At 73.1% G+C, this 23,566-nt stretch carries 21 protein-coding genes and 1 riboswitch; of the genes, 13 read left to right on the plus strand and 8 right to left on the minus strand.

All coding sequences use genetic code 11. The features are described from left to right. Positions 1-70: 70 nt before the first annotated feature. On the minus strand, positions 71-1,495 hold the full coding sequence (locus tag EDF18_RS02745; protein WP_123546180.1) for an anthranilate synthase component I family protein: 1,425 nt from the start codon (positions 1,493-1,495) through the stop codon (positions 71-73). An 11-nt stretch (positions 1,496-1,506) separates the two neighbouring features. Between EDF18_RS02745 and EDF18_RS02750 the strand changes: the two genes are divergently transcribed. Together EDF18_RS02750 and EDF18_RS02755 are read left to right on the plus strand one after the other, a co-directional pair. Beyond that, on the plus strand, positions 1,507-2,358 hold the full coding sequence (locus EDF18_RS02750; protein WP_123546182.1) for an aminotransferase class IV: 852 nt from the start codon (positions 1,507-1,509) through the stop codon (positions 2,356-2,358). A gap of 76 nt (positions 2,359-2,434) precedes the next feature. Next, complete coding sequence (locus tag EDF18_RS02755) at positions 2,435-3,091, plus strand: DedA family protein (protein ID WP_123546184.1); 657 nt, start codon at positions 2,435-2,437, stop codon at positions 3,089-3,091. 51 nt (positions 3,092-3,142) lie between these two features. Here EDF18_RS02755 and EDF18_RS02760 read toward each other — a convergent pair whose 3' ends face one another. The 5 genes from EDF18_RS02760 to EDF18_RS02780 form a co-directional block, all read right to left on the minus strand. Continuing rightward, positions 3,143-4,075 carry an ABC transporter substrate-binding protein gene (locus tag EDF18_RS02760; protein ID WP_369878087.1) on the minus strand — a complete coding sequence of 311 codons (933 nt, stop codon included), beginning with the start codon at positions 4,073-4,075 and terminating at the stop codon, positions 3,143-3,145. Continuing rightward, entirely contained in the window at positions 4,072-4,812 is a 741-nt protein-coding gene (locus EDF18_RS02765; protein ID WP_123547245.1) for an ABC transporter permease, read from the minus strand. The genes EDF18_RS02760 and EDF18_RS02765 overlap by 4 nt, the downstream gene beginning before the upstream one ends. Further along, positions 4,809-5,537, minus strand: coding sequence for an ABC transporter permease (locus EDF18_RS02770; RefSeq protein ID WP_123546186.1), 729 nt, complete (start codon positions 5,535-5,537; stop codon positions 4,809-4,811). The genes EDF18_RS02765 and EDF18_RS02770 overlap by 4 nt, the downstream gene beginning before the upstream one ends. After that, positions 5,534-6,439: an ABC transporter ATP-binding protein gene (locus EDF18_RS02775; RefSeq protein ID WP_123546188.1), complete on the minus strand. Its 906-nt coding sequence runs from the start codon at positions 6,437-6,439 to the stop codon at positions 5,534-5,536. Before EDF18_RS02775 ends, EDF18_RS02770 begins: the two co-directional genes overlap by 4 nt. Positions 6,440-6,571: 132 nt before the next feature. Beyond that, on the minus strand, positions 6,572-7,219 hold the full coding sequence (locus EDF18_RS02780) for a TetR/AcrR family transcriptional regulator (RefSeq protein ID WP_123546190.1): 648 nt from the start codon (positions 7,217-7,219) through the stop codon (positions 6,572-6,574). Between the two features lie 137 nt (positions 7,220-7,356). Between EDF18_RS02780 and EDF18_RS02785 the strand changes: the two genes are divergently transcribed. The 7 genes from EDF18_RS02785 to EDF18_RS02815 all read left to right on the plus strand — a co-directional run bounded on the left by EDF18_RS02785 (position 7,357) and on the right by EDF18_RS02815 (position 14,098). Further along, on the plus strand, positions 7,357-8,079 hold the full coding sequence (locus tag EDF18_RS02785; protein WP_123547246.1) for an SOS response-associated peptidase: 723 nt from the start codon (positions 7,357-7,359) through the stop codon (positions 8,077-8,079). 44 nt (positions 8,080-8,123) lie between these two features. Beyond that, a complete protein-coding gene (locus EDF18_RS02790; RefSeq protein WP_123546192.1) occupies positions 8,124-9,176 on the plus strand; it encodes an App1 family protein in 1,053 nt (350 codons plus the stop codon). Between the two features lie 96 nt (positions 9,177-9,272). Further along, positions 9,273-9,620 (plus strand): helix-turn-helix domain-containing protein, encoded by a 348-nt coding sequence (locus tag EDF18_RS02795; RefSeq protein ID WP_158614602.1) that lies wholly within the window; start codon positions 9,273-9,275, stop codon positions 9,618-9,620. Next, positions 9,617-10,897, plus strand: a complete 1,281-nt coding sequence (locus tag EDF18_RS02800) for a type II toxin-antitoxin system HipA family toxin (RefSeq protein ID WP_123546196.1) — start codon at positions 9,617-9,619, stop codon at positions 10,895-10,897. Before EDF18_RS02795 ends, EDF18_RS02800 begins: the two co-directional genes overlap by 4 nt. A gap of 73 nt (positions 10,898-10,970) precedes the next feature. After that, positions 10,971-11,297: a DUF6504 family protein gene (locus tag EDF18_RS02805; RefSeq protein ID WP_123546198.1), complete on the plus strand. Its 327-nt coding sequence runs from the start codon at positions 10,971-10,973 to the stop codon at positions 11,295-11,297. 55 nt (positions 11,298-11,352) lie between these two features. Continuing rightward, a riboswitch (FMN riboswitch) is annotated at positions 11,353-11,491 on the plus strand. Between the two features lie 70 nt (positions 11,492-11,561). Then, entirely contained in the window at positions 11,562-12,248 is a 687-nt protein-coding gene (pnuC, locus tag EDF18_RS02810; RefSeq protein ID WP_123546200.1) for a nicotinamide riboside transporter PnuC, read from the plus strand. 44 nt (positions 12,249-12,292) lie between these two features. Next, complete coding sequence (locus EDF18_RS02815; RefSeq protein ID WP_123546202.1) at positions 12,293-14,098, plus strand: glycoside hydrolase family 15 protein; 1,806 nt, start codon at positions 12,293-12,295, stop codon at positions 14,096-14,098. Between the two features lie 62 nt (positions 14,099-14,160). Here EDF18_RS02815 and EDF18_RS02820 read toward each other — a convergent pair whose 3' ends face one another. Together EDF18_RS02820 and EDF18_RS02825 are read right to left on the minus strand one after the other, a co-directional pair. Then, entirely contained in the window at positions 14,161-15,525 is a 1,365-nt protein-coding gene (locus EDF18_RS02820) for a glucose-6-phosphate dehydrogenase (RefSeq protein ID WP_233568952.1), read from the minus strand. 180 nt (positions 15,526-15,705) lie between these two features. Next, positions 15,706-17,022: an aromatic acid exporter family protein gene (locus tag EDF18_RS02825; protein WP_123546206.1), complete on the minus strand. Its 1,317-nt coding sequence runs from the start codon at positions 17,020-17,022 to the stop codon at positions 15,706-15,708. Positions 17,023-17,168: 146 nt separating this feature from the next. On the opposite strand from EDF18_RS02825, the gene EDF18_RS02830 reads away from it, so the two are divergent. The 4 genes from EDF18_RS02830 to EDF18_RS02845 all read left to right on the plus strand — a co-directional run bounded on the left by EDF18_RS02830 (position 17,169) and on the right by EDF18_RS02845 (position 23,556). Next, entirely contained in the window at positions 17,169-20,675 is a 3,507-nt protein-coding gene (locus tag EDF18_RS02830) for a DNA polymerase III subunit alpha (RefSeq protein WP_123546208.1), read from the plus strand. Positions 20,676-20,720: 45 nt separating this feature from the next. Then, complete coding sequence (locus EDF18_RS02835; RefSeq protein ID WP_123547247.1) at positions 20,721-21,743, plus strand: glutathione S-transferase family protein; 1,023 nt, start codon at positions 20,721-20,723, stop codon at positions 21,741-21,743. Continuing rightward, a complete protein-coding gene (locus tag EDF18_RS02840) occupies positions 21,740-22,075 on the plus strand; it encodes a TraR/DksA family transcriptional regulator (protein WP_233568953.1) in 336 nt (111 codons plus the stop codon). The genes EDF18_RS02835 and EDF18_RS02840 overlap by 4 nt, the downstream gene beginning before the upstream one ends. 128 nt (positions 22,076-22,203) lie before the next feature. Next, the gene (locus tag EDF18_RS02845) at positions 22,204-23,556 is read left to right on the plus strand and encodes a helix-turn-helix domain-containing protein (RefSeq protein ID WP_123546210.1); all 1,353 of its coding nucleotides are present in this window, start codon (positions 22,204-22,206) and stop codon (positions 23,554-23,556) included. The last annotated feature ends 10 nt before the right edge of the window (positions 23,557-23,566 follow it).

Consider the following 23,566-nt stretch of genomic DNA (forward strand, 5'->3'; position numbering starts at 1 on the left):
GGCCCGGGGGCGCCCCGAGGGCACACGCGCGGGGCGGTCCGTCGTCCAGGGTAGCGGGCCGACCGTCTCGTCAGGGCACGGGCGGCGTCGGCACGGCGGGAGCCGAGGAGGCGCCCTCCGCGACCGCGTCGAGGGCGCGCAGCAGGGCGGCAGACTTCAGCCGCACCTCCTCGAGCTCGACGGACGGCACCGACGACGCAGTGACGCCTCCCCCGGCGCCGACGCTCGCGCGGCCGGGCCGTCGCGACGTCGCCCGCTCGACGACGATCGACCGGATGGCCATGGCGAGCGAGGCGGAGCCGTCCAGGCCGAGGTGCCCCACGACGCCCGAGTAGACGCCGCGCGGCCGCCCCTCCCAGGCAGCGAGCAGCTGCACGGCCCGGCGCTTCGGCGCGCCGGTCATCGAGCCGGCGGGGAATGCCGTCTCCACGACGTCGAGGGCGGTGCGTCCCGGGGCCAGGACGGCCGTCACCGTGCTCACGAGCTGGTGCACGTGGCGGTAGGACCGCACGGCGAACAGCTCGGCCACCGCGACGGTGCCGGGCGCCGCGACGCGGGTGAGGTCGTTGCGCACGAGGTCGACGATCATCAGGTTCTCGGCGAGCTCCTTCTCGTCGGCGCCGAGCTCGGCGGCGGCGCGGGCGTCGAGCACCGCGTCCGCCGACCGCGGCCGGGTCCCCTTGATCGGGGACGACGAGACCACGCCTGCCGCGTCGACCCGGAGGAACGACTCGGGCGACGCCCCGAGCACGGACGTCGGGCCGATCCGCACGAAGGAGGCGTGCGGGGCCGGAGAGGACCGGCGCAGCCTCCAGTAAACGGCCAGGTCGTCCACGTCGCCCCCGACCGTGGTCGTCGTCGTGAGGCAGAGCACGTAGGCGTCTCCCGCCGTGATGGCCTGCTGGCAGCGCTCGACGAGCGCGAGGTAGGCGTCGTCGTCGTGCTGACGCACGGCGGGGCGCGACGGTGCCGTCGCCTCGGCCGGGTGCCCGGGGTCGCCCTCGGGAACGTCGCACCAGGCCGCTGCGACGGCCGACAGCCAGCGGTCGTCGCCCAGGACCACCGCCTCCACCGTCCTGTCGCCGTGGTCGAAGACCAGCGCGCGGTCGGTCAGCAGCAGCGCGAGGTCGGCGGGGGCGTCGGGGTCGAGCGGGAGCCCGGCCGTGACCGAGGGAGGCGCGCCCCGGCCCACGCCGACGGTCGCGTCCCGGTCGAGGAGCCAGGTCCCGACGCCGTAGCCGAGCCAGCCGGCGGGTCCGAGCGGATCGGCGTCGCCTCGGGGATCGGCGAGGACGGCCCGGAGCTCGGTCCACGCGACGGCCAGGTCGTCGGGGCCCGTCGCCGTCAGCGCCGGGCCCCAGGCGACGACCGAGCGCCCCGACGAGGCACCGGGACCCGCGTCGGTCCAGACGACGTCCCCGCTGCGGGCGAGGGCGAGCACGACGGCCTCCGGGTCGCGCCACGAGAGCGGACGACGGTGGACCGGGAGGCGCATACCCTGAGTGTATGAGCCCCGGCGAGACCCTCCTGTGGCGCGGGGGCGAGCTCGCGTCGTCGCCCGCGGAGTCGGCGGGACCGACGGCCTCGACGGCGTCGAAGGCGTCGACGGCTGAGCAGCCCACGGCGTCGACCCCCGACGTGCTCGTCGCCGACTCGTGGCTCGTGCTCGACGGCGCCGTCCGCGCCCTCGACGTGCACCGGGACCGCTTCACGTCGTCCGTGACGGCCACGGGCCTGGTCGCCGACGACGACGTCGAGGCCTTCTGGGGCGCGGTGGTCGACCGCCTGCCGCGGGACGGCGCCTGGTTCCCCCGCGTCGAGCTGGTCCGCGCCGCCGCCGGGGCACCCGAGCTGCGGGCTCGACTGCGGACCGCTCCCGACCGCACGAGATCGGTCCGGGTGGCGACCGCGGCCCGCGACCCCCGCACGTCGCCCCTCGTCAAGGGCCCCGATCTCGCCGCCCTCGGGGACGTCCGGGCGGAGGCCGCTTCTCGCGGAGCGGAGGAGGCGGTGATCCTCTCCCCCGAGGGCCACGTGGTCGAGGGCGCGTGGAGCTCGCTCGTCTGGTGGCGCGGCGACTCCCTCTGCACGCCGGCCGACGATCTGCCCCGCCTGCCCGGGGTGACCTCGCGCACCGTGCTCACCCTCGCGGCCGTGCTCGGCGTCGACGTGCTGCACGACCGGACGACGCCGGCGGAGCTCGACGGCGCCGAGATATGGTCGCTCAGCGCGCTGCACGGCGTCCGCATCGTCTCCGGGTGGGTCGACGGCCCCTCCCCGGCGGAGCAGCCTGGGAGGCTCGCCACGTGGCAGGCCCGCCTCGACGCCCTGCGTCGCCCGCTCCCGGCGAGGTCCTGACCGGCCTGCGAGACCAGGGGGCTCACGACCTGCGGGACCAGGGGGCTCCCGACCGGCGGTGCATAGGATCGGCCGGGTGGACGACGTGCTGACAGGACTCCTCGACCTCGTGCAGTCGGTCGACCCGCTCCTCCGGACCCTGCTCGCCGGGCTCGCGATGATCCTGGAGACGAGCGTGCTGCTCGGGCTGCTCGTGCCCGGGGACACCGTGGCCGTGGTCTCCGCGACCGCGGTGGTCGGCCCGGTCGAGTTCGCCTCGCTCGTCGTCGCCCTCGTGCTCGGCGCCCTCACCGGCGAGAGCATCGGCTTCGCGCTCGGGCGGCACTTCGGCCCGGCGATCCGGCGCAGCCGTCTCGGCCGGCGCCTCGGCGAGCACAACTGGGCCAGGGCCGAGAACTACCTCGCCCGGCGCGGCGGCATCGCCGTCTTCGTGTCGCGCTTCCTGCCCGTACTGCACTCGCTCATCCCGCTGACCGTGGGCACCAGCCCGATGCGCTACCGGACGTTCCTCGCCTGGACGACGCCGGCCTGCCTCCTCTGGGCGACGGCGTACGTGTCGGTGGGCGCGGCCGCCGCCGGCAGCTACCGGGAGCTCGCCGACCGGCTGCACGGCGCCGGCTACGTCTTCGTCGGCATCGTGGTCGCGTTCGCCGTGGTCGTGCTGCTCGTCAAGCGGCTCGTGCACCGGCGCGAGGAGAAGCACATGGCCCACCCGGACGACGACGCCGTCTGACGACGGAGGGGCCGGCACGTGCGTGCCGGCCCCTCCTCTGCTCGCCGCTGGTCAGCCGACGAGCCCCTTGCTCTCGAGGAAGTCCTTGGCGATGGTGCCCTCGGACTCCTTGTCGGTCTGGCTCCTCGAGTTCATCTCCTGCAGGTCGGCCGAGGTCAGCGCCGCGTCCACCGCGTCGATGATGTCCTGGGCGCCCTGGTCGACCTTGTCCGAGACGATCGGCACCACGTTCTGCGGCAGGATCATGTTCTCGGGGTCGTCGAGGGTGACGAAGTCGTTCTCGACGATCAGCGGGCTGGCCGAGTAGAGGTCGGCGATCTGGACGCTGCCGTCCGACAGCGCCTTGGCCGTCAGCGGGCCGCCTCCGTCGTCGATCGGGGTCGAGGTGACGTCGACGCCGTAGATGCTCTTCAGGCCGGGAGGGCCGTAGGGACGGTCGACGTTCTCGGGCGGGGCGCCGAGGGCGATCGAGCCGGAGTAGTCCTTGAGGTCGGCCAGGCTCGTGATGCCGTTCTCCTCGGAGAACTCCTTCGTCACGTTGTAGCTGTCCTGGTCCGTCGCCTCGGCGGCGGTGAGGCTGGTGAGGCCGTCGGGCAGCGCGTCGGCGAGGGCGGACTCCACCTCCTCGGGTGTCTTGGCCGTCGTCTCGGCGTCGTAGAACTGGAGCAGGTTGCCGGAGTACTCGGGGAACACGTCGATGCTGCCGCCCTCGAGCTCGGGCAGGTACACCTCGCGCTGGCCGATGTCGTACTGACGGTCGACCGTGTAGCCGCCGTCCTCGAGCGCCTGGGCGTAGAGCTCGGCGACGATCTTGTTCGAGTAGTACTGCTGCGAACCGATCACGAGGGCGTCGGAGGACGACGCCGTGTCGTCGGAGCCGCTGCTGAGAGGGTCGCTCGACGAGCACCCTGCCAGGGCCACCACGGCCCCGATCGCGACTGCGCCGAGAACGGTGAGCCGGCCTTTCTTCGCTGTGTTGATCACTGTGTTCCTTCCTGGAGGGGTGTTGCGGTGCCCGGGGCGCGTCGGGCGACGCGCGCGCGGGAGTCGGTGGGGCGCCCGGCGGTGACGCCGGCCGGGACGACGAGTCGCTGCACGACGGAGAAGACGACCTCGAGGGCCACGGCGAGGGCGATCACGAGGATCGAGCCGGCCAGCATCGTGCCGTAGTCGTTGGCGCGCAGGCCGGTGATGATGTAGCTGCCGAGGCCGCCGGAGCCGACGATGGTCGCGAGCGTCGCGGTCGCGACGACCTGGAGCACGGCCGAGCGGATCCCGCCGATCAGCAGGGGCAGCCCGAGGGGAACCTCGACGCGCGTGACGATCTGCCACTCGGTCATGCCGACGGCACGGGCGGCGTCGACGGTGGAGCGGTCGACGGCCTCGAACCCCGCGTAGGCACCGGCGAGCACCGACGGGATCGCGAGGATGACGAACGAGATCATCGGGGCCGTGAGCCCGATGCCGACCCAGCCGGCGATGAGCGTGATGACACCGAAGGTGGGCAGCGCCCGGGCTCCCCCCGACACGGCGACGGCGATCGCACGCCCCCGACCGGTGTGGCCGATGGCGAAGCCGACGGGGATCGCGACGATCGACGCCAGGGCGACCGCCACGACCGAGTACCAGAGGTGCTCGCCGAGGCGGGTGGGGATGCCGTTCGGGCCGCCCCAGCTGCTGCCGTCGCCGATGAACGCGAAGGCCTCCGCGAAGAAGTTCACGAGCGCACCGCCTCTCGGCGAGACGACTGGGGCGAGGAGGCGCCGGTCTCGGACGAGCGGGCGGACGAGCGCCTCGAGGAGGCGCGGCGCGGCCTGCCGGGACGGCTCCACGGCATCAGCGCGCGGCCGAGGAGGACGAGCAACCCGTCGAGCACGAGCGCCATGACGATGGTGATCACGATGCCCGCGAGGATCTCCTCGGGGATGTCCCGCTGGAAGCCGTCGATGAAGAGCAGCCCGAGGCCGTTGACGCCCAGCACGCCGCCCACGGTGGCGAGGCTGACCGTGCTGACGACCACGACCCGGAGGCCGGCGAGCATGACGGGGCCGGCGAGGGGGAACTCGACGCGCCAGAAGCGCTGCCAGCTCGAGTAGCCCACGGCGGTCGCCGACTGGCGCACGTCGACCTCGACGGCGCCCAGGGCGTCGGCGACCGAGCGGACCATCAGCGCGACCCCGTAGAGCGTCAGCCCGATCACGATGTTGACGGGGCTGCGGAGCGACGTGCCGACGAGGGCGGGCAGGGCGACGAAGAGGGGCAGCGACGGGATCGCGTAGAACAGGCCGGCGACCGTGAGGATGCCGCGGGACACGCGGTAGCGGTTCGCCAGCCAGCCGATCGGCAGCGAGATGACGAAGGCGAGGACGACCGGAGGCACGCTAAGGGCGAGGTGCACCAGCGTCTTGTCCCAGATGTAGTCGGCGTTCGACCAGATCCAGTTCACGACGCGTGCCCACCCTGCGCCGGGGCACCCGGCGCCGAGACGGCACCGGCCTCGCTCGGGCTGGCCGGTCTCGCGCGCGGCACGGTGCCGGGTGCGGTCAGCACGCCGGTCGTGCGGCCCTCGTCGTCGACGACGACCTGGCCGGTGGCGGTCTGCTCGATGTGCAGGGCCCGCTTGCCCCGGTTCGAACCGACGAAGTCGGCCACGAAGTCGCTGGACGGGTCGGAGAGGATCTCGGCGGGCGAGCCCTTCTGGGCGATCTTGCCGCCCTTCTCGAGGATGACGACCTGGTCGCCCAGCAGGAAGGCCTCGTCGATGTCGTGCGTGACGAACACGACCGTCTTGTCGAGGTCGCGCTGCAGCCGGACAAGCTCACGCTGCAGGTCGGCCCGGACGAGCGGATCGACGGCGCCGAAGGGCTCGTCCATCAGGAGGATGTTCGGGTCGACCGCGAGGCCGCGGGCGACGCCGACACGCTGCTGCTGGCCTCCGCTGAGCTGGCTCGGCCAGCGGTCGGCGAGCGAGCGGTCGAGGCCGACCGTGTCCATCAGGTCCAGGGCCCGGCTCCGCGCCTCCTTCTTGGAGACGCCCTTGAGCACCGGGACGGTCGCGATGTTGTCGACGACCCGGCGGTGCGGCAGCAGCCCCGAGTTCTGCATCACGTAGCCGATGCTGCGGCGGAGGCCCACGGGCTCGAGGCCGCCGATCTCGTCTCCGTCGATCTCGATCGACCCGCTGGTCGGGTCGACCATCCGGTTGATCATCCTGAGGATGGTGGTCTTGCCGCAGCCGCTCGACCCGACGAAGACCGTCGTCTGACGGGACGGGATGACGAGGCTGAAGTCGTCGACGGCCAGGGTGCCGTCGGGATACTGCTTGGTCACCGAGGTGAACTCGATCATGGGTGGCTCATTCCTCGTGGGCAGCACGAATCGACACTTGCCAGTCCCGACACTGAACCACACGACGACGGATGAGGGCTGTCCCCGCCTCGTCCTCTTCGCAGAACGGACCGTCCGGGGCCCGCCGACGCGTCAGGCGAGGGTGAGGTGCGCCTCGAGGTAGGACTTCGACACACGACGGCACTCGTCCACGAAGCGCGCGTCGCCGTCGCCGCCGGCGAGGAACGCCCGCGCGAGGAGCGAGACGCCGATCTCGACCACGACCTGCACGGCGAGCTCGGAGTCGGCGTCGCGGACGACGCCGAAGCGCTGCTCGAACATCCCGAGCACGGCCTCGGCGAAGGGGCTGAGCGAGGAGGTGGCCTGCGGCGAGCCCGCGTCGGGAGCGTCGCTGAAGCGGATGGCCCGGAAGCCGGGCTCGTTCCGGTAGAGCTCGACCTTGGAGTCGATCACGATGTCGACGGCGCCGCGCCAGTCGGCAGCGCCGTCTGCGTCGAGGGTGTCGGCCACCCGGTTCGTCAAGCGCTGCACGCAGCGCAGCGCGAGGGCGTCGACGACCGCGATGCGGTCGGGGAAGTACCGGTAGACCGTGCCGATGGAGGCGCCGGCCCGCTCGGCGACCATCGCCGTCGTCAGGCGCTCGTAGCCGATCTCGTCGATGATCGCGGCGGCGGCGTCGAGGAGGCCGGTGAGCCGTGCGGAGCTGCGAGCCTGCACGGGCTCGTTCCTGAGCAGCGACGAACCCCCGGGCAGTGCGTCGTGGACGTCGGTGACGAGCAAGGGGTTCTCCTTCGTGCGGCGTCGCCGGAGCGACGTGGTGCGTGCGGTGCGGTCCGTGACCGGCGGGTCAGGGTCCTGAGGGGGCGTCAGGGCGACCTCGTCGACCGATGTCGGTCGCAGCCGGGAGAATGGTGCGCATGTGCGGACGATTCGTGATGGCGCGTGCCTCGAGCGACCTGGTGCCCTTGTTCGACGTCGACGTCTCGGGCGACAGTCTCCCAGACCCTTCCTGGAACATCGCTCCGACCCGCCCGGTGACGGTGCTGATCGACGCTGCGCCCCGCGGGGACGACGCGGGCGGGCCTCCCGTGCGCCGCCTCGCCGCCGCTCGGTGGGGCCTCGTCCCGGCCGGCTCCGACGGTCCGGTCGGCCCCCCGGTGTTCAACGCACGGTCCGAGACGGCCGCCGAGAAGCCGATGTTCCGCGAGGCCCTGGCCTCACGGCGGGCCCTCGTGCCGGCGACGGGCTGGTACGAGTGGCAGGCGCTGCCCGACGGGGGCAAGCGTCCCGTCGCGGTGCGGCTCCCCGACGACGAGGTCGTCCTGTTCGCGGCGCTCTACGAGTGGTGGCGCGACCCGGGCGCGGAGGTGGGGTCGCCGTCCCGGTGGCTGCTGTCCACGACCGTGCTGACCCGCGCCTCCTCGGGTCCGCTCGCGGCCGCCCACGACCGGATGCCCGTGCTCGTCGGCGCCGACGTCATGGACGACTGGCTCGACCCGGAGGCCGAGGGCGACGACGACCTGCTGCAGGGCGTCGCGGGGCTGTCCGACGAGATCGCCGCTCGGCTCGTGGTGCACGAGGTCTCCCCCGACGTCGGCTCGGTCGCGAACGACTCCCCCTCCTTGCTGCTGCCCGTGTGAGGCCGTGAGGGCGCACGGTCGGTCGACCGTGCGAGGATGACCGGATGCCCGACATCCGAAAGCCGGCCCCGGCCGCTGTCGAGCCCCTCCTGCACCGGGCGGCGCGCATCGAGAACTCCGTGCACCGGTTCCGCGAGAAGCGGGCCCGCAAGCGAGGCCTGCGTCCGACGATCGTGCCGTACACGGGCTACGGCTCGAGCGGGTGGGTCCGTGTCCTGTCGCGCGTGCTGCTCACGCGGACCGGCACCCTCGACGGCGCCGACCGGGCGAACGTCCGCGGCTGGCGCAGCTTCACGAGCGTGCCCGTCGAGCACGCGGTCGTCGAGGTGACCATCGGCGGACGGACGCAGACGGTGACCACGGATCGCGGCGGCGTCCTCGACGTGCGGCTCGAGTCCGACCTGGCGCCGGGCTGGCACGTCGTGACGATCACGACGGAGGGCTCCCTCCCGGTGGAGGCGCCGGTCGCGGTGATCGACCCCGACGCGCGCTTCGGCATCGTCTCGGACATCGACGACACGGTCATGGTGACCTCCCTCCCGAGGCCCCTGCTCGCGGCGTGGAACACCTTCGTCCTCAACGAGCACGCTCGGCGGCCGGTGCCCGGCATGGCCGTCCTGTACGAACGGCTGCACGCGTCGTCGGGAGGCTGCCCGGTCGTCTACCTGTCGACGGGCGCCTGGAACGTCGCCCCCACGCTCTCGCGGTTCCTCTCGCGGAACCTCTATCCCCGCGGCCCCCTGCTGCTCACGGACTGGGGTCCCACGCACGACCGCTTCTTCCGGAGCGGTCGACTCCACAAGCAGGGCTCGCTCGACCGGCTGGCGGAGGAGTTCCCCCAGGTACGGTGGCTGCTCGTCGGCGACGACGGGCAGCACGACGAGGAGCTCTACGGCCGGTTCCTGCACGACCACCCCGAGAACGTGGCCGCGGTGGCCATCCGCGAGCTGTCGCCGAGCGAGGCCGTGCTGGCCGGAGGGCGGTCCCGGTCGGAGCACGCCCAGGGCACCGACGTCGCCTGGGTGTCCGCGCCGGACGGCGCCGGCCTCTGGGACCAGCTGACGGAGGCAGGGGTCGTCACCGCCCGGACGCCCTGAGCCGTCGCGAGAAGTTGCGGTCCTGCTATGACGGGAAATCCGGTTGTCAGGATGCGATGTGGCTCTTATGATCGGAAATCCACGTACAGGAGGACCATGATGGATCAGCCCTTCCCCGATCCCCCCGCGCGGTCCACGGACGAGTGGGAGGCCCGGATCGGCAGCCAGGTGCGGGCGTCGCGACTCGATGCCGGGCTCGACCAGATCTCGTTGGCACGCCGGGCCGACCTCTCGACCAGCACCCTCCAGTCGCTCGAGAACGGCCGCGGGAGCACCCTCTCGACCCTGGTGCGCGTGCTGAGGGCCCTCGGCGCCGAGGACGCCCTCGACGCCCTGGCCCCGGCGAGCGCCGTGAGCCCCATCGACGTCCTCCGATCGGCCGACCCGGCCCCGCGTCGTCGCGTGTACCGGCCACGGGCACCGCGCGGGAGCAGCGGGTCGTGAGCTGGGTGCCGGTCCAGGCGGTCGAGGTCACGGCCTGGGGCGAGCGGGTCGGCGCGGTCGCCCTCGACCCCGCGCTCGGTGCGTACGTGTTCGAGTACTACCCCGAGTGGGCGGCGCGGGGCGTCGAGCTCGCCCCGCTGACCATGCCGGTCCGTCGGCGCCGGCACGTGTTCCCGCAGCTGCCGGAGACGACGTTCCACCGCCTCCCCGCGTTGCTGGCGGACGCTCTGCCCGACGACTTCGGGAACGCCGTGATCGACGCGTGGCTGGCGAGGCAGGGCGTCGGGCGCGGGGCGGCGACGCCGCTCGACCGGCTGGCCTACATGGCGGACCGGGCGATGGGCGCCCTCGAGTTCCGGCCGTCCCGGGGGCCGCGTCACCGGACCGCGAGCGCGGTCGAGCTGAGCGACCTGGTCGCGGGTGCGCGGAGCGTCCTCGACGCCGAGTTCTCGGACGACCGGGAGAACGAGTCGGCGGTCCGCTCCCTGATCCAGGTGGGGACGTCGGCGGGAGGGGCCCGGGCCAAGGCCGTGGTCGCGTGGGACCGCGAGACCGGCGAGGTCCGGTCCGGCCAGCTGCCGGCTCCCGAGGGGTTCGAGCACTGGCTGCTGAAGCTCGACGGCATGGGCGCCGACTCGGAGCTCGGGCAGGGCGACTCGTCGGGCAGGGTGGAGCTGGCGTACTCGGCGATGGCAGGGGCCGCCGGCATCGACATGGCCGAGTGCCGGCTGCTCGAGGAGGGCGACAGGGCCCACTTCATGACCCGGCGCTTCGACCGGCTGCCGTCGGGCAAGGCGCACACGGTGACCCTCTGCGGCACGGCGCACCTTGACTTCCGCCAGCGACAGGTGCACGACTACGGGCAGCTGTTCGACGTGGCGACCCGCGTCGTCGGGCGGGAGGCGCTGCCGCAGGCGTTCCGGCGCATGGTGTTCAACGTGCTGGCGGCGAACAACGACGACCACACGAAGAACACGTCGTTCCTGCTCCGGTCGGCGACGTCGCCGTGGGAGCTGGCGCCCGCGTACGACGTGACGTTCGCGCACAACCCGACGGGCAGGTTCACGTACCAGCACCTGATGGGGGTCGACGGCGTGTGGCGCGACCCCGCCGAGGCGGACGTGATGCGCCTGGCCGACCGACACCTCGTGCCCGGCGCGTCGGACATCGTGGCGGAGGTGCACGACGCGGTCGCCGGCTGGCGCGGCTTCGCCGACGAGGCCGGGGTGCCGGGGGGCGTCGCGCGTCACGTGCAGGAGAGCCTGCTGCCCTGGTGACGGAGGCCCCTGGCCGATGTCGGGGGCCCGACCTACACTCGAGGTCGAACACACGTTCGAACGAGGAGGCGGCATGAAGGTCGACGAAGCGGTGCCGGTCGAGACGACCGAGGGCGGGGCGCCGTTGCGGTTCGTCTGGCGGGGGGTCGTGTACGGCGTGGTGAGCCCGCCGGAGCGGTGGGTCACCCGACGCGAGTGGTGGCGATCGGCGGCCAGGGCGCCCCGGGGCGCCGGGGAGGCGCTGCTCGAGCTGCCGGTCTGGCGGGTCGACGCGCTGCCGCTGACCGACGGGGCGCACCGGGTCGACGGCACCTTCGACCTCGCCTGCGACGGCGCCGACGGCTCGTGGCTGCTCCTCGGCGTGTTCGACGACCGGGTCGAGCAGCAGCTGTTCGCGTGACGTCGCGAGACGCCCGCGACCCTCGGGAATGCCCGGGGTGCAAGACTCGTTCTCACGAGTGCTTCGGGGACGGTGTGATTCCGTACCGGCGGTGACAGCCCGCGACCCTCTCGACACCGAGAGGCTGATCCAGTGACAGCCCTGCGAGGGCAATTCTGGAGCCGACAGTAAAGTCTGGATGAGAGAAGCGAGCGTCGATCGCGCCTGCGGTCGCGCCTCCCCGATCCGACGACGCCCGGCGTCGTCACCGACGAGGAGGACACGATGACCCTGATCCGCTGGCTGTTCGACGCGCAGCTCGTGCTGGGCGACCAGACGATCCTGTGGCGCGAGGTGATCGGCAACGTCTTCGGCCTGCTGAGCGCCCTCGGCGGCATGCGCCGCAAGGTGTGGGCCTGGCCGGTCGGCATCGTGGGCAACGCCCTGCTGTTCACCGTGTTCCTCGGGGCCGTCTTCGACACCCCGAACCCGGTGAACCTCCTCGGCCAGGCAGGGCGTCAGGTGATGTTCATCGCGGTGTCGATCTGGGGCTGGTACCGCTGGAGCCGCTCCCGCGACGGAGGCGCGAGCGCACCTGTCGAGCCCCGCTGGGCCGGCGCGAAGAACCGGGTCGTGCTCGTCGTGGCCCTGTTCGGCGGCACCGCCGTCCTCACCCCCGTCTTCAGCGCCCTGGGCTCGTACGAGCCCGTGTGGGCGGACGCCTGGATCTTCACGGGCTCGCTGCTCGCCACCTGGGGCATGGCCAAGGGCTGGGTCGAGTTCTGGCTGATCTGGGTCGCCGTCGACCTCGTCGGCACGCCCCTGCTCTTCAGTGCCGGCTACTACGCCTCGGGCCTCATGTACGTCTTCTACGGCGCCTTCACCCTGGTCGGCTTCTTCGTGTGGGCGCGCACCCGCCGCAGCAAGCCGCAGGTCGAGACCCTCTGGCCCGACCCGACGCTGCAACGCTGAGCCGAGCCGAGCTGGATCAGAGCAGCCGCTGGCAGGATGTGCCCATGCCCCTGGCCATAGAGAACTACGCGCTCATCGGCGATCTGCACACCGGCTGCCTCGTGGGCACCGACGGCAGCATCGACTGGCTCTGCCTGCCCCGCTTCGACTCGGCGTCCGTCTTCGGCGCCCTGCTCGGCGACCCCGACCACGGGCGCTGGCTCGTCGCCCCGGTCGACGCCGCCTCGACGTCCACCCGGTCGTGGGTCGAGGACACCTTCGTCCTCGTCACGCGCTGGACGACGCCGACCGGCATCGTCGAGGTGACCGACCTGATGCCGGTCGGCGACCGTCGCGCCGACGTCGTGCGGCGCATCAGGGGCGTCGAGGGCACCGTCGCGATGCACGTCGACCTCCGCATCAGGTTCGACTACGCCGCCGCCCTCCCCTGGGTGCGCCAGGTGCCCGACGGCGACGACGTCGCGCTGCTCGCCGTCGCCGGTCCGGACGCGGTCGTCGTCCGCGGCCCCCGCCTCACCGCGGTCGACCACGCCCACCAGGCCGAGTTCGACGTCGCCGCCGACGAGACGGTCGACATGACGTTCACCTGGTACCCCTCGCACCGCGAGCCTCCCGCCGGGGTCGACGTCCAGGCGGCCCTCGACAAGACCGTCTCCTGGTGGCGGGACTGGGCGTCGCGCTCGGAGGAGCCCACTGCCTACGCCGCCGAGGTGCGGCGGTCGTTGCTGCTGCTCCGCGCCCTCACGAACGAGGACACGGGCGGCATCGTGGCCGCGGCGACGACGAGCCTGCCCGAGCAGCGAGGAGGCGCCCGCAACTGGGACTACCGCTACGTCTGGCTGCGCGACGCCTCCATGACCCTCCAGGCCCTCATGCTCCACGGATACGCCGACGAGGCCCAGAAGTGGCGTCAGTGGCTGCTCCGCGCCATCGCCGGCGACCCGGCCGACGTCCAGATCATGTACGGACTCGCTGGCGAGCGCACCCTCACCGAGAGCGAGCTGCCGCACCTGCCGGGCTGGGAGGGCGCCTCGCCGGTGCGACTCGGCAACGCCGCCTACCAGCAGTACCAGGGCGACATCTTCGGCGAGGTCATGGTCGCCCTGCACGAGGCTCGCGAGCTCGGGGTCACCGAGAGCGCCGCCTCCTGGCCCCTGCAGCGCCTGCTGATGCAGTTCATCGAGGACAACTGGACCCGGCCCGACAACGGCATCTGGGAGATCCGCGGCGAGCCCCGGCACTTCACCCACTCGCGAGTGATGATCTGGGCGGCGCTCGACCGTGCCGTCTCAGGCATCGAGCAGCACGGCCTCGACGGCCCCGTCGAGCGCTGGCGCAGCCTCCGCGAGGAGGTGCGACGCGAGATCGAGGAGAAGGGCTGGGACGCCGAGCGCGGCACCTACACCCAGCACTACGGATCCTCCGAGGTCGACGCCTCGCTGCTGCAGCTCGCCCAGGTGGGCTTCGTCGCGCCCGACGACCCGCGCATGCTCGGCACCGTCGCCGCGATCGAGCACGACCTCATGAGCGACGGGCTGCTGCTGCGCTACCGCACGGAGTCCGGCGTCGACGGGCTCGACGGCGCGGAGAACCCGTTCCTCACCTGCTCGTTCTGGCTCGTCGAGCAGTGGGCGCGCTCAGGGCGCCTCGCCGAGGCGACCGCTCTGATGGACCGGCTCATCGGCTGGTCCAACGACGTGGGCATGCTCTCGGAAGAGATCGAGGTCGCCACCGGGCACCACCTCGGCAACACCCCGCAGGCGCTGTCGCACCTCGCCCTCGTCCGGGCCGCCGATGCGATCGGCCGAGCACGGGACGCCGACGGCGGGCCGGTGTCGCAGGACGTCTGACGACGGCGACGGCCGCCCTGCTCGAGGAGCGGGGCGGCCGTCGGCTGCAGGAGCGCCGAGGCTCAGGCGGGCCAGTCCGACGGGCCGGTCGAGCCGGCCGCGTAGGTGTCGAGCGGCACGTCGCCGGCCTTCCAGGCCTCGATCACCGGAGCGACGATCGCCCAGCAGCGCTCGGCGACGTCACCGCGGATCGACAGCGTCGGGTCGTCGTGGAAGATGCCGCTGAGGACCTCGCCGTAGGGGGTGAGCTCGGGCTTGCCCAGGGTGACCGACATCGTCGACTTCTCGAGGTCGAAGGGGTTGCCCGAGCCGTTGGTCGTGACGCCGAGCTCCATCGTCTCGGGGCTGATCTCGATGCGGAGCGTGTCGGGCGTCGACGAGCCGTTGAGGCCCTCCGGGAGCGCGGGCACCGGCTTGAAGGTGATCAGCACCTCCTTGCGGATCTTCGTCATGCCCTTGCCCGAGCGGAGGATGAACGGGACGCCCGCCCAGCGACGGGTCTTGACCTCGAACTCGACCTCGGCCAGGGTCTCGGTCTGGCGCTCGTTGTCGACGCCGTCCTCGTCGGCGTAGGCGGGCACGTCCTTGCCGTCGATGGTGCCGGCCGCGTACTGCGCGCGGCGGCTCGAGGCGATCGGGTCGGCGCCCTTGACCCACGTCGCGCGGAGCACGCGGGCGATCTCGCTGCGCAGCTCGACCGAGTCGATGCTCGACGGGGCGTCCATCGCGATGACGGCGAGCACCTGCAGCAGGTGGCTCTGGATCATGTCGATCAGCGCGCCGGCCTTGTCGTAGTACTGCGCGCGGCCCTCGAGGCCGAGGACCTCGTCGTAGAAGATCTCGACCTTCTCGATGTTCTCGCTGTTCCAGACCGGCTCGAAGAGGCGGTTGGCGAAGCGCAGGCCGATCATGTTGAGCACCGTGGCGCGACCGAGGAAGTGGTCGGTGCGGTGGATGCGCTCCTCCGGCACGATCTTGAGCAGCTCGGCGTTGAGCTCTCGGGCACTCGCCTCGTCGGAGCCGAAGGGCTTCTCGAGCGCGAGGCGGAGGCCGTCGGGCAGGTCGATCTCGGCGAGCGCCTGGATCACCTTGGTGCTGATGGCCGGGGGCAGCGCGAAGTACATGACGGGCGTGCCCTCAGACGCCTCGAAGAGGGCCTTCAGGTGCTCGACCGTGGTCGGGTCGCCCTGGATGTACTGGCTGGACGCCAGCGTCTTCTTCGCGAGGTCGCTGCCCGCGTCGCCGTTGAAGGCGGTCGTGACGACGTCGTCCCATTCTTCGGGGCTGCGCTCGCTGCGGCCGGTGCCGATCAGCTGCACGTCGACCCCGCGGTCGCTCTTGAGCAGGCTCGCGAGACCGGGGAGGAGGAGGCGCTCGGTCAGGTCTCCCGAGGCTCCGAGGATGATGAGGGTGGTGGTGTCTGTCACAGGTACGGCTTCCGTGAAGGCGGCGACGGGTCGCCGCTCGGTGTGTGAGGGGTACGGGCTGCCGGGCCGGGGCGGAGTCGCGGCACGCCGTGGGCGCATCCGCGAGACCGGCGCAGGGCGCGGCGGGGCGTTCGGCGACGATGCCTCCCCCACCGTACTGCGCCCGGGCGTCGGACGCCGTCAGCGTTCGCGGGCAGCGTCCTCCGCCTCGCCGTCGGCGGCCGGGCCCTGCGCCTCCTGGCGTCGTTCGCTGTCACGCGGCGCGGTGTCGCGGGGTGCCGTGGGGTCGTCGACGGGGCCGGTGCTCGTGGTGCCGCCGACCTCGGCAGCGACGTCGTCGGCATCGACGTCCCCGTCTCCGTCGAGGTCGCCGACCGCCTCGTCGTCGGGGCGGGGAGCCGTCGAGTCGTCGGGGTCGAGCGCGGCGACGATCCGTCCGAGCGAGACGGCGACCGAGACGCCGCCGCTCGTGGCGACCGTCGGCAGCTCGCGGTGCGTGTCGATGGCCCGCCAGAGCGCCTCGACGTCGCGGCGGGCGGTGACGAAGGCGTCCCGGTCGTCGCCGCCGCGCCTCCTGATCACCTCTCCGACGCTGCGGACGGCACGGGCGACGAGGGGGGCGAGGTCGTCGACGATGCCGATCTGTCGGCCGATCCGGCGGCCGAGGATGCCGGAGACCTCGGCGAGGTCCTGCAGGTGGAACCCCACCCGCTCGAAGACGACGAGGTCGGCGTACTCGGTGCCGAGGTCGCGTCGTCGCAGCAGCCACCGCGGGTTGAGGCGGCGCGACTCGTCGGCGTACTGGACGGCGTCGCGGACGTGCCGCAGGGTGCTCGGCAGGACCGCGACGCGTCGCTCCCAGTCGTCGTCCTCGATCGGCCAGTCCGCCTCGAACACAGTGGCGACGTCGTCGGCGCGGTCGGCGAGCGACGCCTGCACGAGCCGGAGCCGCTGCTCGGCACGGCCGGTGTAGAGGGGCGGCACCAGGAGGAGGTTGACGAGGACGCCCACGGCGACGCCGACGCCGATCTGCACGACGTAGCCGGTGGAGTAGTCCCCTGCGTTCGCTCCGCCGAGCAGCAGCACGAAGAGCCCGGCGGTCAGCACCCAGTCGCGGCCGGCGCCCAACCAGCGGATCCCCGCGATGAGCGTGCCGAGGCCGACGACGAGCGCCACGGCCAGCACGCCCGGCTGCCCCTCCTGCAGGGCGAACACCGTCGTCGCGAGCAGCACCCCGATCACGAGGCCGAGGATCGTCTGCAGCCCCTGCTTGAGCGACGTCTTCACGGTCGGCCAGAGCGCCAGCACGGCCCCGAGCGGAGCGTAGTAGGGGTACTCGGCGGCCACGCCGGGCACGTGGGGCGCGATCCAGTAGGCGAGAGCCGCGGCGAGCGCCCCCTTCGCGGCCATGAGGAGGCGCGGCTGGGCCAGCAGGGTCCGCGTCCACCGGGAGGCGGTCCTGGCGGAGTCCTGGGCGGCGGCTCGTCGGTCTGGCATCTGACGATGATGACAGCAGGGCGCGGTCGCCGCCTGGGGCGCCGGCAGGGTCGTCGTACCCCGCCAGGGCGACGTACACTCGTCGAACACACGTTCGAACCGACCTCGGCCGGGAGGTCCGACGAGAGAAGCACCGAGGCAGCACGATGCGTTTCACCCACCTCCACGTGGCATCGTCGTTCAGCGCGCACTACGGCACGACGCCGCCGGCGCAGCTCGTCGAGCACGCCGCCGCCCACGGCGCGGACGCGCTGGCGATCACCGACCGCGACGGCCTCTACGGGGCGATCCGGCACATCGGCGCCTGCCGGGCGGCGGGCATCGACCCGATCGTGGGCGTCGAGCTCGGCTGCGTCGACGACACGGCCGACGACGAGGGCCAGGGTGGCGCGGCGGCCGGTGCCGGTCCCGGGGGCAGGGCGGGCGCCTCCTCGGTCGACCGGATCGTGGTGCTCGCGCACGGGGCGGGCGGGGGGCGTCCGGGTGCGGGCTGGGCCGCTCTCTGCCGGTTGATCAGCGCCGCGCACGGCAGGGCGACGAGGCGGGTGAGCGGCAGCGCGAACAGCGTCGCGACGATCCCGCGGTCACGGCTGCGGGCGTTCCTCCGCAGCGACGAGGGCGCCGACGCGACGGTGCTGCTCGGGCCCGACTCCGACGTGGGGCGGCTGGTGGCGGAGGGCAGGCACACTGCCGCTGCGGCGTCGCTGGCCGCCTGGGCGCGCGAGCTGCCCGGCGGCGTGGCCGTCGAGGTCGTCTGTCACCTCACCGAGCCGGGCGAGAGCCGCAGCGTGCGGCACGCGGCGCGCATGCTCGAGCTGGCCGATCACGTCGGGGTGCCCGCCGTGCTGACCAACGCGGTGCGCTACCTCGACCCCGACGGCGCGGTCACGGCCGACGTGCTCGACTCGGCGGGGCACCTGGCCCCGCTGGGGGCGTTCACCCCGCAGCCGAACGCCCAGGCGTCGCTCAAGCGGGGCGACGAGATGCGCGCGCTGGCGACCCTCGTCGCCGACGCCTCCTCGTGCCCCCGCCGGGCGGCAGAGGAGATGCTCGCCGAGACCGAGCGGCTCGCCGACCGCTGCCGCCTCGACCCCGACGCCGACCTGCGCTGGCGCCGACCGAAGACGCCCGAGCTCAGCGCCATCGGCGTCGACGGCGATCCCGACCAGGTGCTGTTCCGTCGGGCCGAGGCGGGCGTCACCGAGCGCTTCGGCCACGCCGACCAGGCCCTCCGTCGCACCGTCGACGAACGGATGCGCTACGAGCTGGGGATCATCACGGGCTTCGGCTTCGCGAGCTACTTCCTCACCGTCGCCGACGTCTCGGCCCTGATGCGCGACATGCGGGTGCGGAACGCCGCGCGGGGGTCGGGCGCCGGCAGCTTGGTCACCTACCTCCTGCGCATCTCGAACGTCGACCCGATCGAGCACGACCTGCTGTTCGAGCGGTTCCTCGGCAACAAGCGCGAGACGCTGCCCGACATCGACATCGACGTCGAGTCGGCCAGGCGGCACGAGATCTACCGGGCGATCTTCGACCGCTACGGCAGCAACCGGGTCACCCTCATGTCCATGCAGTCGACCTACCGCGGCCGGGGGGCGGTGCGCGACGCCGGCCAGGCCCTCGGGCTCGACGACGACCAGATCGACCTCGTCGCGAACAACGTGTGGCGCTCGAACGCCCGCGACCTCCGCACCGCCATGGCCGAGAAGCCCGAGCTGCGGGCCATCGCCGACCTCGCCCGGCAGAACGGCCAGATCGACCTGCTCGTCGACCTGACCGAGCGGCTCGACCGACTGCCCCGGCACATCTCGATGCACCCGTGCGGGGTGATCCTCGGCGACTCCGACCTGCTCAGCACGACCCCGGTGCAGCCGAGCGGCATCGGGCTGCCGATGAGCCAGTTCGACAAGCACGACATGAACGACGCGGGCCTGCTGAAGCTCGACGTGCTCGGGGTCCGGATGCAGAGCTCGATGGCCTACGCGCTCGACGAGATCGAGCGGGTGAACGGCGCCCGCGCCGCCCTGGCCGGCGGGCTCGCCGTCGACGTCCCCTACGTGAACCGGCAGGGGCGGGTCGAGCTCGACGAGATCCCGCACGACGACGAGCCCACCTTCGAGGCGATCCGCACCACCCACACCCTCGGCATGTTCCAGATCGAGAGCCCCGGGCAGCGCGAGCTGATCGGCAAGATGCAGCCCGACCGCTACAGCGACCTGATCGCCGACATCTCGCTGTTCCGCCCCGGCCCGATGAAGGGCAACATGGTCGCGCCGTTCCTCGACACGAAGCACGGGTTCCAGCGGCCCGACTACCTGCACCCGAGCTTCGCGCCGTTCCTCGACGACAGCTACGGCGTGGTGATCTACCACGAGCACGTGCTGCGCATCCTCGAGGCCACGATGGAGGTCTCGCTCGCCGAGGCCGACGAGATCCGCCGGCACATGGGCAAGGGCCAGGACGACGCCCTCGAGGTCGAGTTCCGACGCCGCACGACCGGGAACGTCGACGACGACGGCAGGAGGCGGTTCACCGACGCCCAGGTCGACAAGATCTGGGCGGTGCTCAAGGGGTTCGGCTCCTTCGGCTTCTGCAAGGCGCACGGCGCCGCGTTCGCGCTGCCCACCTACCAGACCGCCTGGCTCAAGACCCACTACCCGGCGGAGTTCCTCGCCGGGGTGCTGACGCACGACCCCGGGATGTACCCGAAGCGGCTGCTGCTGACCGAGGCGCGACGCATGGGCGTGCCCGTGCTGCCGCTCGACGTCAACGCGTCGACCGACGTCTACAGGGTCGAGCGGGTGCGTGCCCCGGCGACGCCGATCGCGCCCAGCCGCCCCGGCGACCTCGGCATCCGGCTGTCGTTGTCCGACGTGCACGGCATCAGCGACTCCGAGCTCGCCCGCGTCGTCGTGGGCCGGCCCTACGAGTCGATCACCGACTTCTGGCAGCGGGCCACGCCGTCGCGGCGGCTGATCGAGCGGCTGGCGCAGGTCGGCGCGCTCGACTCCCTGGCCGGCCCCGGGCGGACGAGGGGCGACGTGCTCGCCCGTGTGCGGTCGCTGACGCAGCGCACCGCACGGCCACGCGCCTCCGACGTGCAGAACCAGCTCGACTTCTCGGTCGACGACTCGGCGGAGGTGCCCACCGGCACCCCCGACGTGAGCCTGCGCGACAGGGTGGGCGACGAGCTCGACATCCTGTCGATGGAGGTCAGCGAGCACGTGATCGAGAGCTACCGCCCGATGCTCGACGACCTCGGCGTCGTCCGGGCAGCCGATCTGCGCGACCACTGGAACGGCACCACCGTGCTCGTCGCGGGCATCCGGATCGCCACCCAGACGCCGCCGATGCGCAGCGGCAAACGGGTCGTGTTCATCAGCGTCGACGACGGCACGGGCTGCGCCGACGCGACGTTCTTCGAGGAGGCGCAGGCGAGGTCGGGGCCGCAGCTGTTCGGCACGAAGCTGCTGCTGATCCAGGGGCGGACCAGGCGCACCGGCGAGCGCGGCATCTCGCTCGAGGCCGAGGCCGCCTGGGACCTCAAGGCGATGTGGCGCGACTGGCAGGCAGGCCGTGCGGCGGCGGGCGCAGCCGGAGCGGCACCGGAGGGGCACGAGCTGCCCGACCTCTCGGACGCGTCCGCGTGAGGCTCCCGGCGGGGCTCTCGGACGCGTCTGCGTAGGGTGGCGAGCATGAGCGACGAGCAGCAGGCGAAGGGCACGTACGTCGAGCCCGGCCAGGAGTACACCCGCGACACGAACTACATCGAGGACAGGATCACGCGCGACGCCGTCGACGGCTGGCCCGTCGAGGCCGGCCGCTACCGGCTCGTCGCCGCCCGCGCCTGCCCCTGGGCCAACCGCACCGTCATCTCGCGCCGCCTCCTCGGCCTCGAGGGAGCGATCTCGCTCGGCCTGCCCGGGCCGACCCACGACGCCCGCAGCTGGACCTTCGACCTCGACCCGGACGGCCGCGACCCCGTGCTCGGCATCGAGCGCCTGCAGGAGGCGTTCTTCGCCCGCACCCCCGACTACGCCCGCGGCATCACCGTGCCCGCGATCGTCGACGTGCCGACCGGCAAGGTGGTCACCAACGACTTCCCGCAGATCACCCTCGACTTCGCCACCGAGTGGACCGAGCACCACCGCGAGGGTGCGCCCGAGCTCTATCCCGAGCGCCTGCGCGCCGAGATCGACGAGGTGAACGCGGTCGTGTTCCGCGACGTGAACAACGGCGTGTACCGCGCCGGGTTCGCCGGCTCGCAGAAGAGCTACGAGCGGGCGTACCGCACGCTCTTCGAGCGCCTCGACTGGCTGTCCGATCGCCTCGCGGGGCAGCGCTTCCTCGTGGGGGACACCATCACCGAGGCGGACATCCGCCTCTTCACCACCCTCGCCCGCTTCGACGCCGTCTACCACGGCCACTTCAAGTGCAACCGCTCGAAGCTGGCCGAGATGCCGGTGATCTGGGCCTACGCCCGCGACCTGTTCCAGACGCCCGGCTTCGGCGACACGATCGACTTCGCCCAGATCAAGGCGCACTACTACGTGGTGCACAGCGACATCAACCCGACGGGGATCGTCCCGGCCGGCCCCGACCCGTCGGGCTGGCTGACCGAGCACGGCCGTGAGGAGCTCGGCGGGCGGCCGTTCGGCGACGGCACTCCCCCGGCCGCGCCTCCCGAGGGCGAGCGGGTGCCGCCGCGCGTCGCGTGACCGACCCCACCGAGCAGCTGCGCCGGACCCGCGACGAGGCGCTCGCGCTGGCCGAGCGACTGCTGCGCGACATGGAGGCGGTGGCCGAGGCCCGCGAGGGAGCGAACGTCGACGACGAACACGACCCCGAGGGCTCGACCATCGCCTACGAACGGTCGCAGCTCGACGCGGTCCGTCGATCAGGGCTCGAGCGCGCCGCCGACGCCGAGGCGGCGCTCGGCCGGCTGGCCGACGGCACCTTCGGCCGCTGCGAGCGCTGCGCCGCGCGGATCGGCGAGGCGCGGCTCGAGGCCCGGCCCACCGCCCGCCTCTGCATCGACTGCGCTCGCTGACCCTGCCCTGCGGGGCACCCCCGTGGCACTTCCGCCGCGAGCAGCCGCGACGTAGGCTGCCGACACCACGGCGACGATGCCGGGCCCGACTGCCCTGCCGACGCCTCCGCTCGATGACGAGGGGCGACATGGCAGCGGCGCGACCCGACCCGCCGACCGCTCGCGCGTCCCGCGGGGCCGCGCGCCGGCTCCTGCTCGCGGCGTCCTGGAAGCGGGCCGCCGACCACCGTGTCGACCCCGACGCGCTCCCCCTGCTCGAGCTGCCCGACGACGACCTGGCCTCGTGGCGCCGCGAGCACCCGCTCGCGCTGCTGCTGCCGGTCGTCCAGCGCCTCCTGATCGACGACGTCGAGGGCAGCGGCCTGCTGGTGGCCGTCGGCGACGAACGCGGTCGCCTGCTCTGGGTCGAGGGCGACCGCGAGGCACGGCGCCGGGCCGAGTCGATGCTCTTCGTCGCCGGGGCCGGCTGGGCCGAGTCGAGGGTCGGCACCTCCGCGCCGGGCACCGCCCTCGAGCTCGACCGCGGCGTGCAGGTCAGGGGGCCCGAGCACTTCTCCCACCTCGTCCAGGAGTGGAGCTGCACCGCCGTCCCCGTGCACGACCCCGCCGACGGACGCCTCATCGGCGTGGTCGACATCACCGGCGACGACCGTGCCGCCGGCGAGCAGACGCTGCCGCTGCTGCGCGCGACGGTCGCCGCGATGGAGGCGGAGCTCGCCCTCTCGAGGACGCGGTCCCCACGCCGCGTCGGCACCGGCGCAGGCGCGGCCCCCGGCGCCGCCTCCAGCCCCAGGACCGGCTCCCGCCCCGCCCGACGGCCTCGGGCCCACCAGACCGGTCCGGCGACGCCGGCACCCCCGCGGCTCGACGTGCTCGGCCGTGACGAGGCGGTGCTCCACGCCGGCGGGACCGCCACGACGCTGAGCGCCCGGCACTCCGAGCTCCTCCTCCTGCTCGCCGCTCGGCCGGAGGGGTGGTCGGCCGAGGCGCTGGCCGACGCGATCTGGGGCGAGCGCGGCGCGGTCGGCACCCTGCGGCCCGAGCTCGTCCGGCTCCGCCACGTGCTCGAGGCGGTCGCCCCCTCGCTCGTGCCGACGTCGCGGCCGTACCGGCTGCCGACGGGACTGGCCACGGACGCCGACGAGGTCGTGCACCTGCTCGACCGCGGCGCGCACCGCGCCGCCCTGCGCGCCGCGACGGGCCCGCTCCTGCCGGGCTCGTCGGCCCCGGGCGTCGAGAGCCTCCGCGGCGAGCTCGCGCGACACCTCGGGGAGTCCCTGCGCACCTCCGCCTCGGTCGACGTGCTGCTGCAGTGGGTGGCCACCGCCCAGGGCGCCGACGACGAGCCGGCCCGCCGCGAGCTGCTGCGGCTGCTGCCGCCCCGGTCGCCCCGCCGGGCGGGTCTCGTCGCGGGCGCCGTCGGGGGTCCCGCAGCGGATCGAGACGCGCAACGGGACGCAACGTCGGCCGACCTACCCTGACCCCACGGGC

The sequence above is a fragment of the Frigoribacterium sp. PhB107 genome (genome assembly GCF_003751515.1).
Classification (GTDB): Bacteria; Actinomycetota; Actinomycetes; order Actinomycetales; family Microbacteriaceae; genus Frigoribacterium.

What these genes read in the sequence shown, in the direction of transcription:
- EDF18_RS02745 (WP_123546180.1), bottom strand. Translation starts at nt 1,495, where the DNA reads ATGCGCCTCCCGGTCCACCGTCGTCCGCTCTCGTGGCGCGACCCGGAG.
- EDF18_RS02750 (WP_123546182.1), top strand. Translation starts at nt 1,507, where the DNA reads ATGAGCCCCGGCGAGACCCTCCTGTGGCGCGGGGGCGAGCTCGCGTCG.
- EDF18_RS02775 (WP_123546188.1), bottom strand. Translation starts at nt 6,439, where the DNA reads ATGATCGAGTTCACCTCGGTGACCAAGCAGTATCCCGACGGCACCCTG.
- EDF18_RS02785 (WP_123547246.1), top strand. Translation starts at nt 7,357, where the DNA reads ATGTGCGGACGATTCGTGATGGCGCGTGCCTCGAGCGACCTGGTGCCC.
- EDF18_RS02790 (WP_123546192.1), top strand. Translation starts at nt 8,124, where the DNA reads ATGCCCGACATCCGAAAGCCGGCCCCGGCCGCTGTCGAGCCCCTCCTG.
- EDF18_RS02795 (WP_158614602.1), top strand. Translation starts at nt 9,273, where the DNA reads ATGATGGATCAGCCCTTCCCCGATCCCCCCGCGCGGTCCACGGACGAG.
- EDF18_RS02805 (WP_123546198.1), top strand. Translation starts at nt 10,971, where the DNA reads ATGAAGGTCGACGAAGCGGTGCCGGTCGAGACGACCGAGGGCGGGGCG.
- pnuC (WP_123546200.1), top strand. Translation starts at nt 11,562, where the DNA reads ATGACCCTGATCCGCTGGCTGTTCGACGCGCAGCTCGTGCTGGGCGAC.
- EDF18_RS02815 (WP_123546202.1), top strand. Translation starts at nt 12,293, where the DNA reads ATGCCCCTGGCCATAGAGAACTACGCGCTCATCGGCGATCTGCACACC.
- EDF18_RS02825 (WP_123546206.1), bottom strand. Translation starts at nt 17,022, where the DNA reads ATGCCAGACCGACGAGCCGCCGCCCAGGACTCCGCCAGGACCGCCTCC.
- EDF18_RS02830 (WP_123546208.1), top strand. Translation starts at nt 17,169, where the DNA reads ATGCGTTTCACCCACCTCCACGTGGCATCGTCGTTCAGCGCGCACTAC.
- EDF18_RS02835 (WP_123547247.1), top strand. Translation starts at nt 20,721, where the DNA reads ATGAGCGACGAGCAGCAGGCGAAGGGCACGTACGTCGAGCCCGGCCAG.
- EDF18_RS02845 (WP_123546210.1), top strand. Translation starts at nt 22,204, where the DNA reads ATGGCAGCGGCGCGACCCGACCCGCCGACCGCTCGCGCGTCCCGCGGG.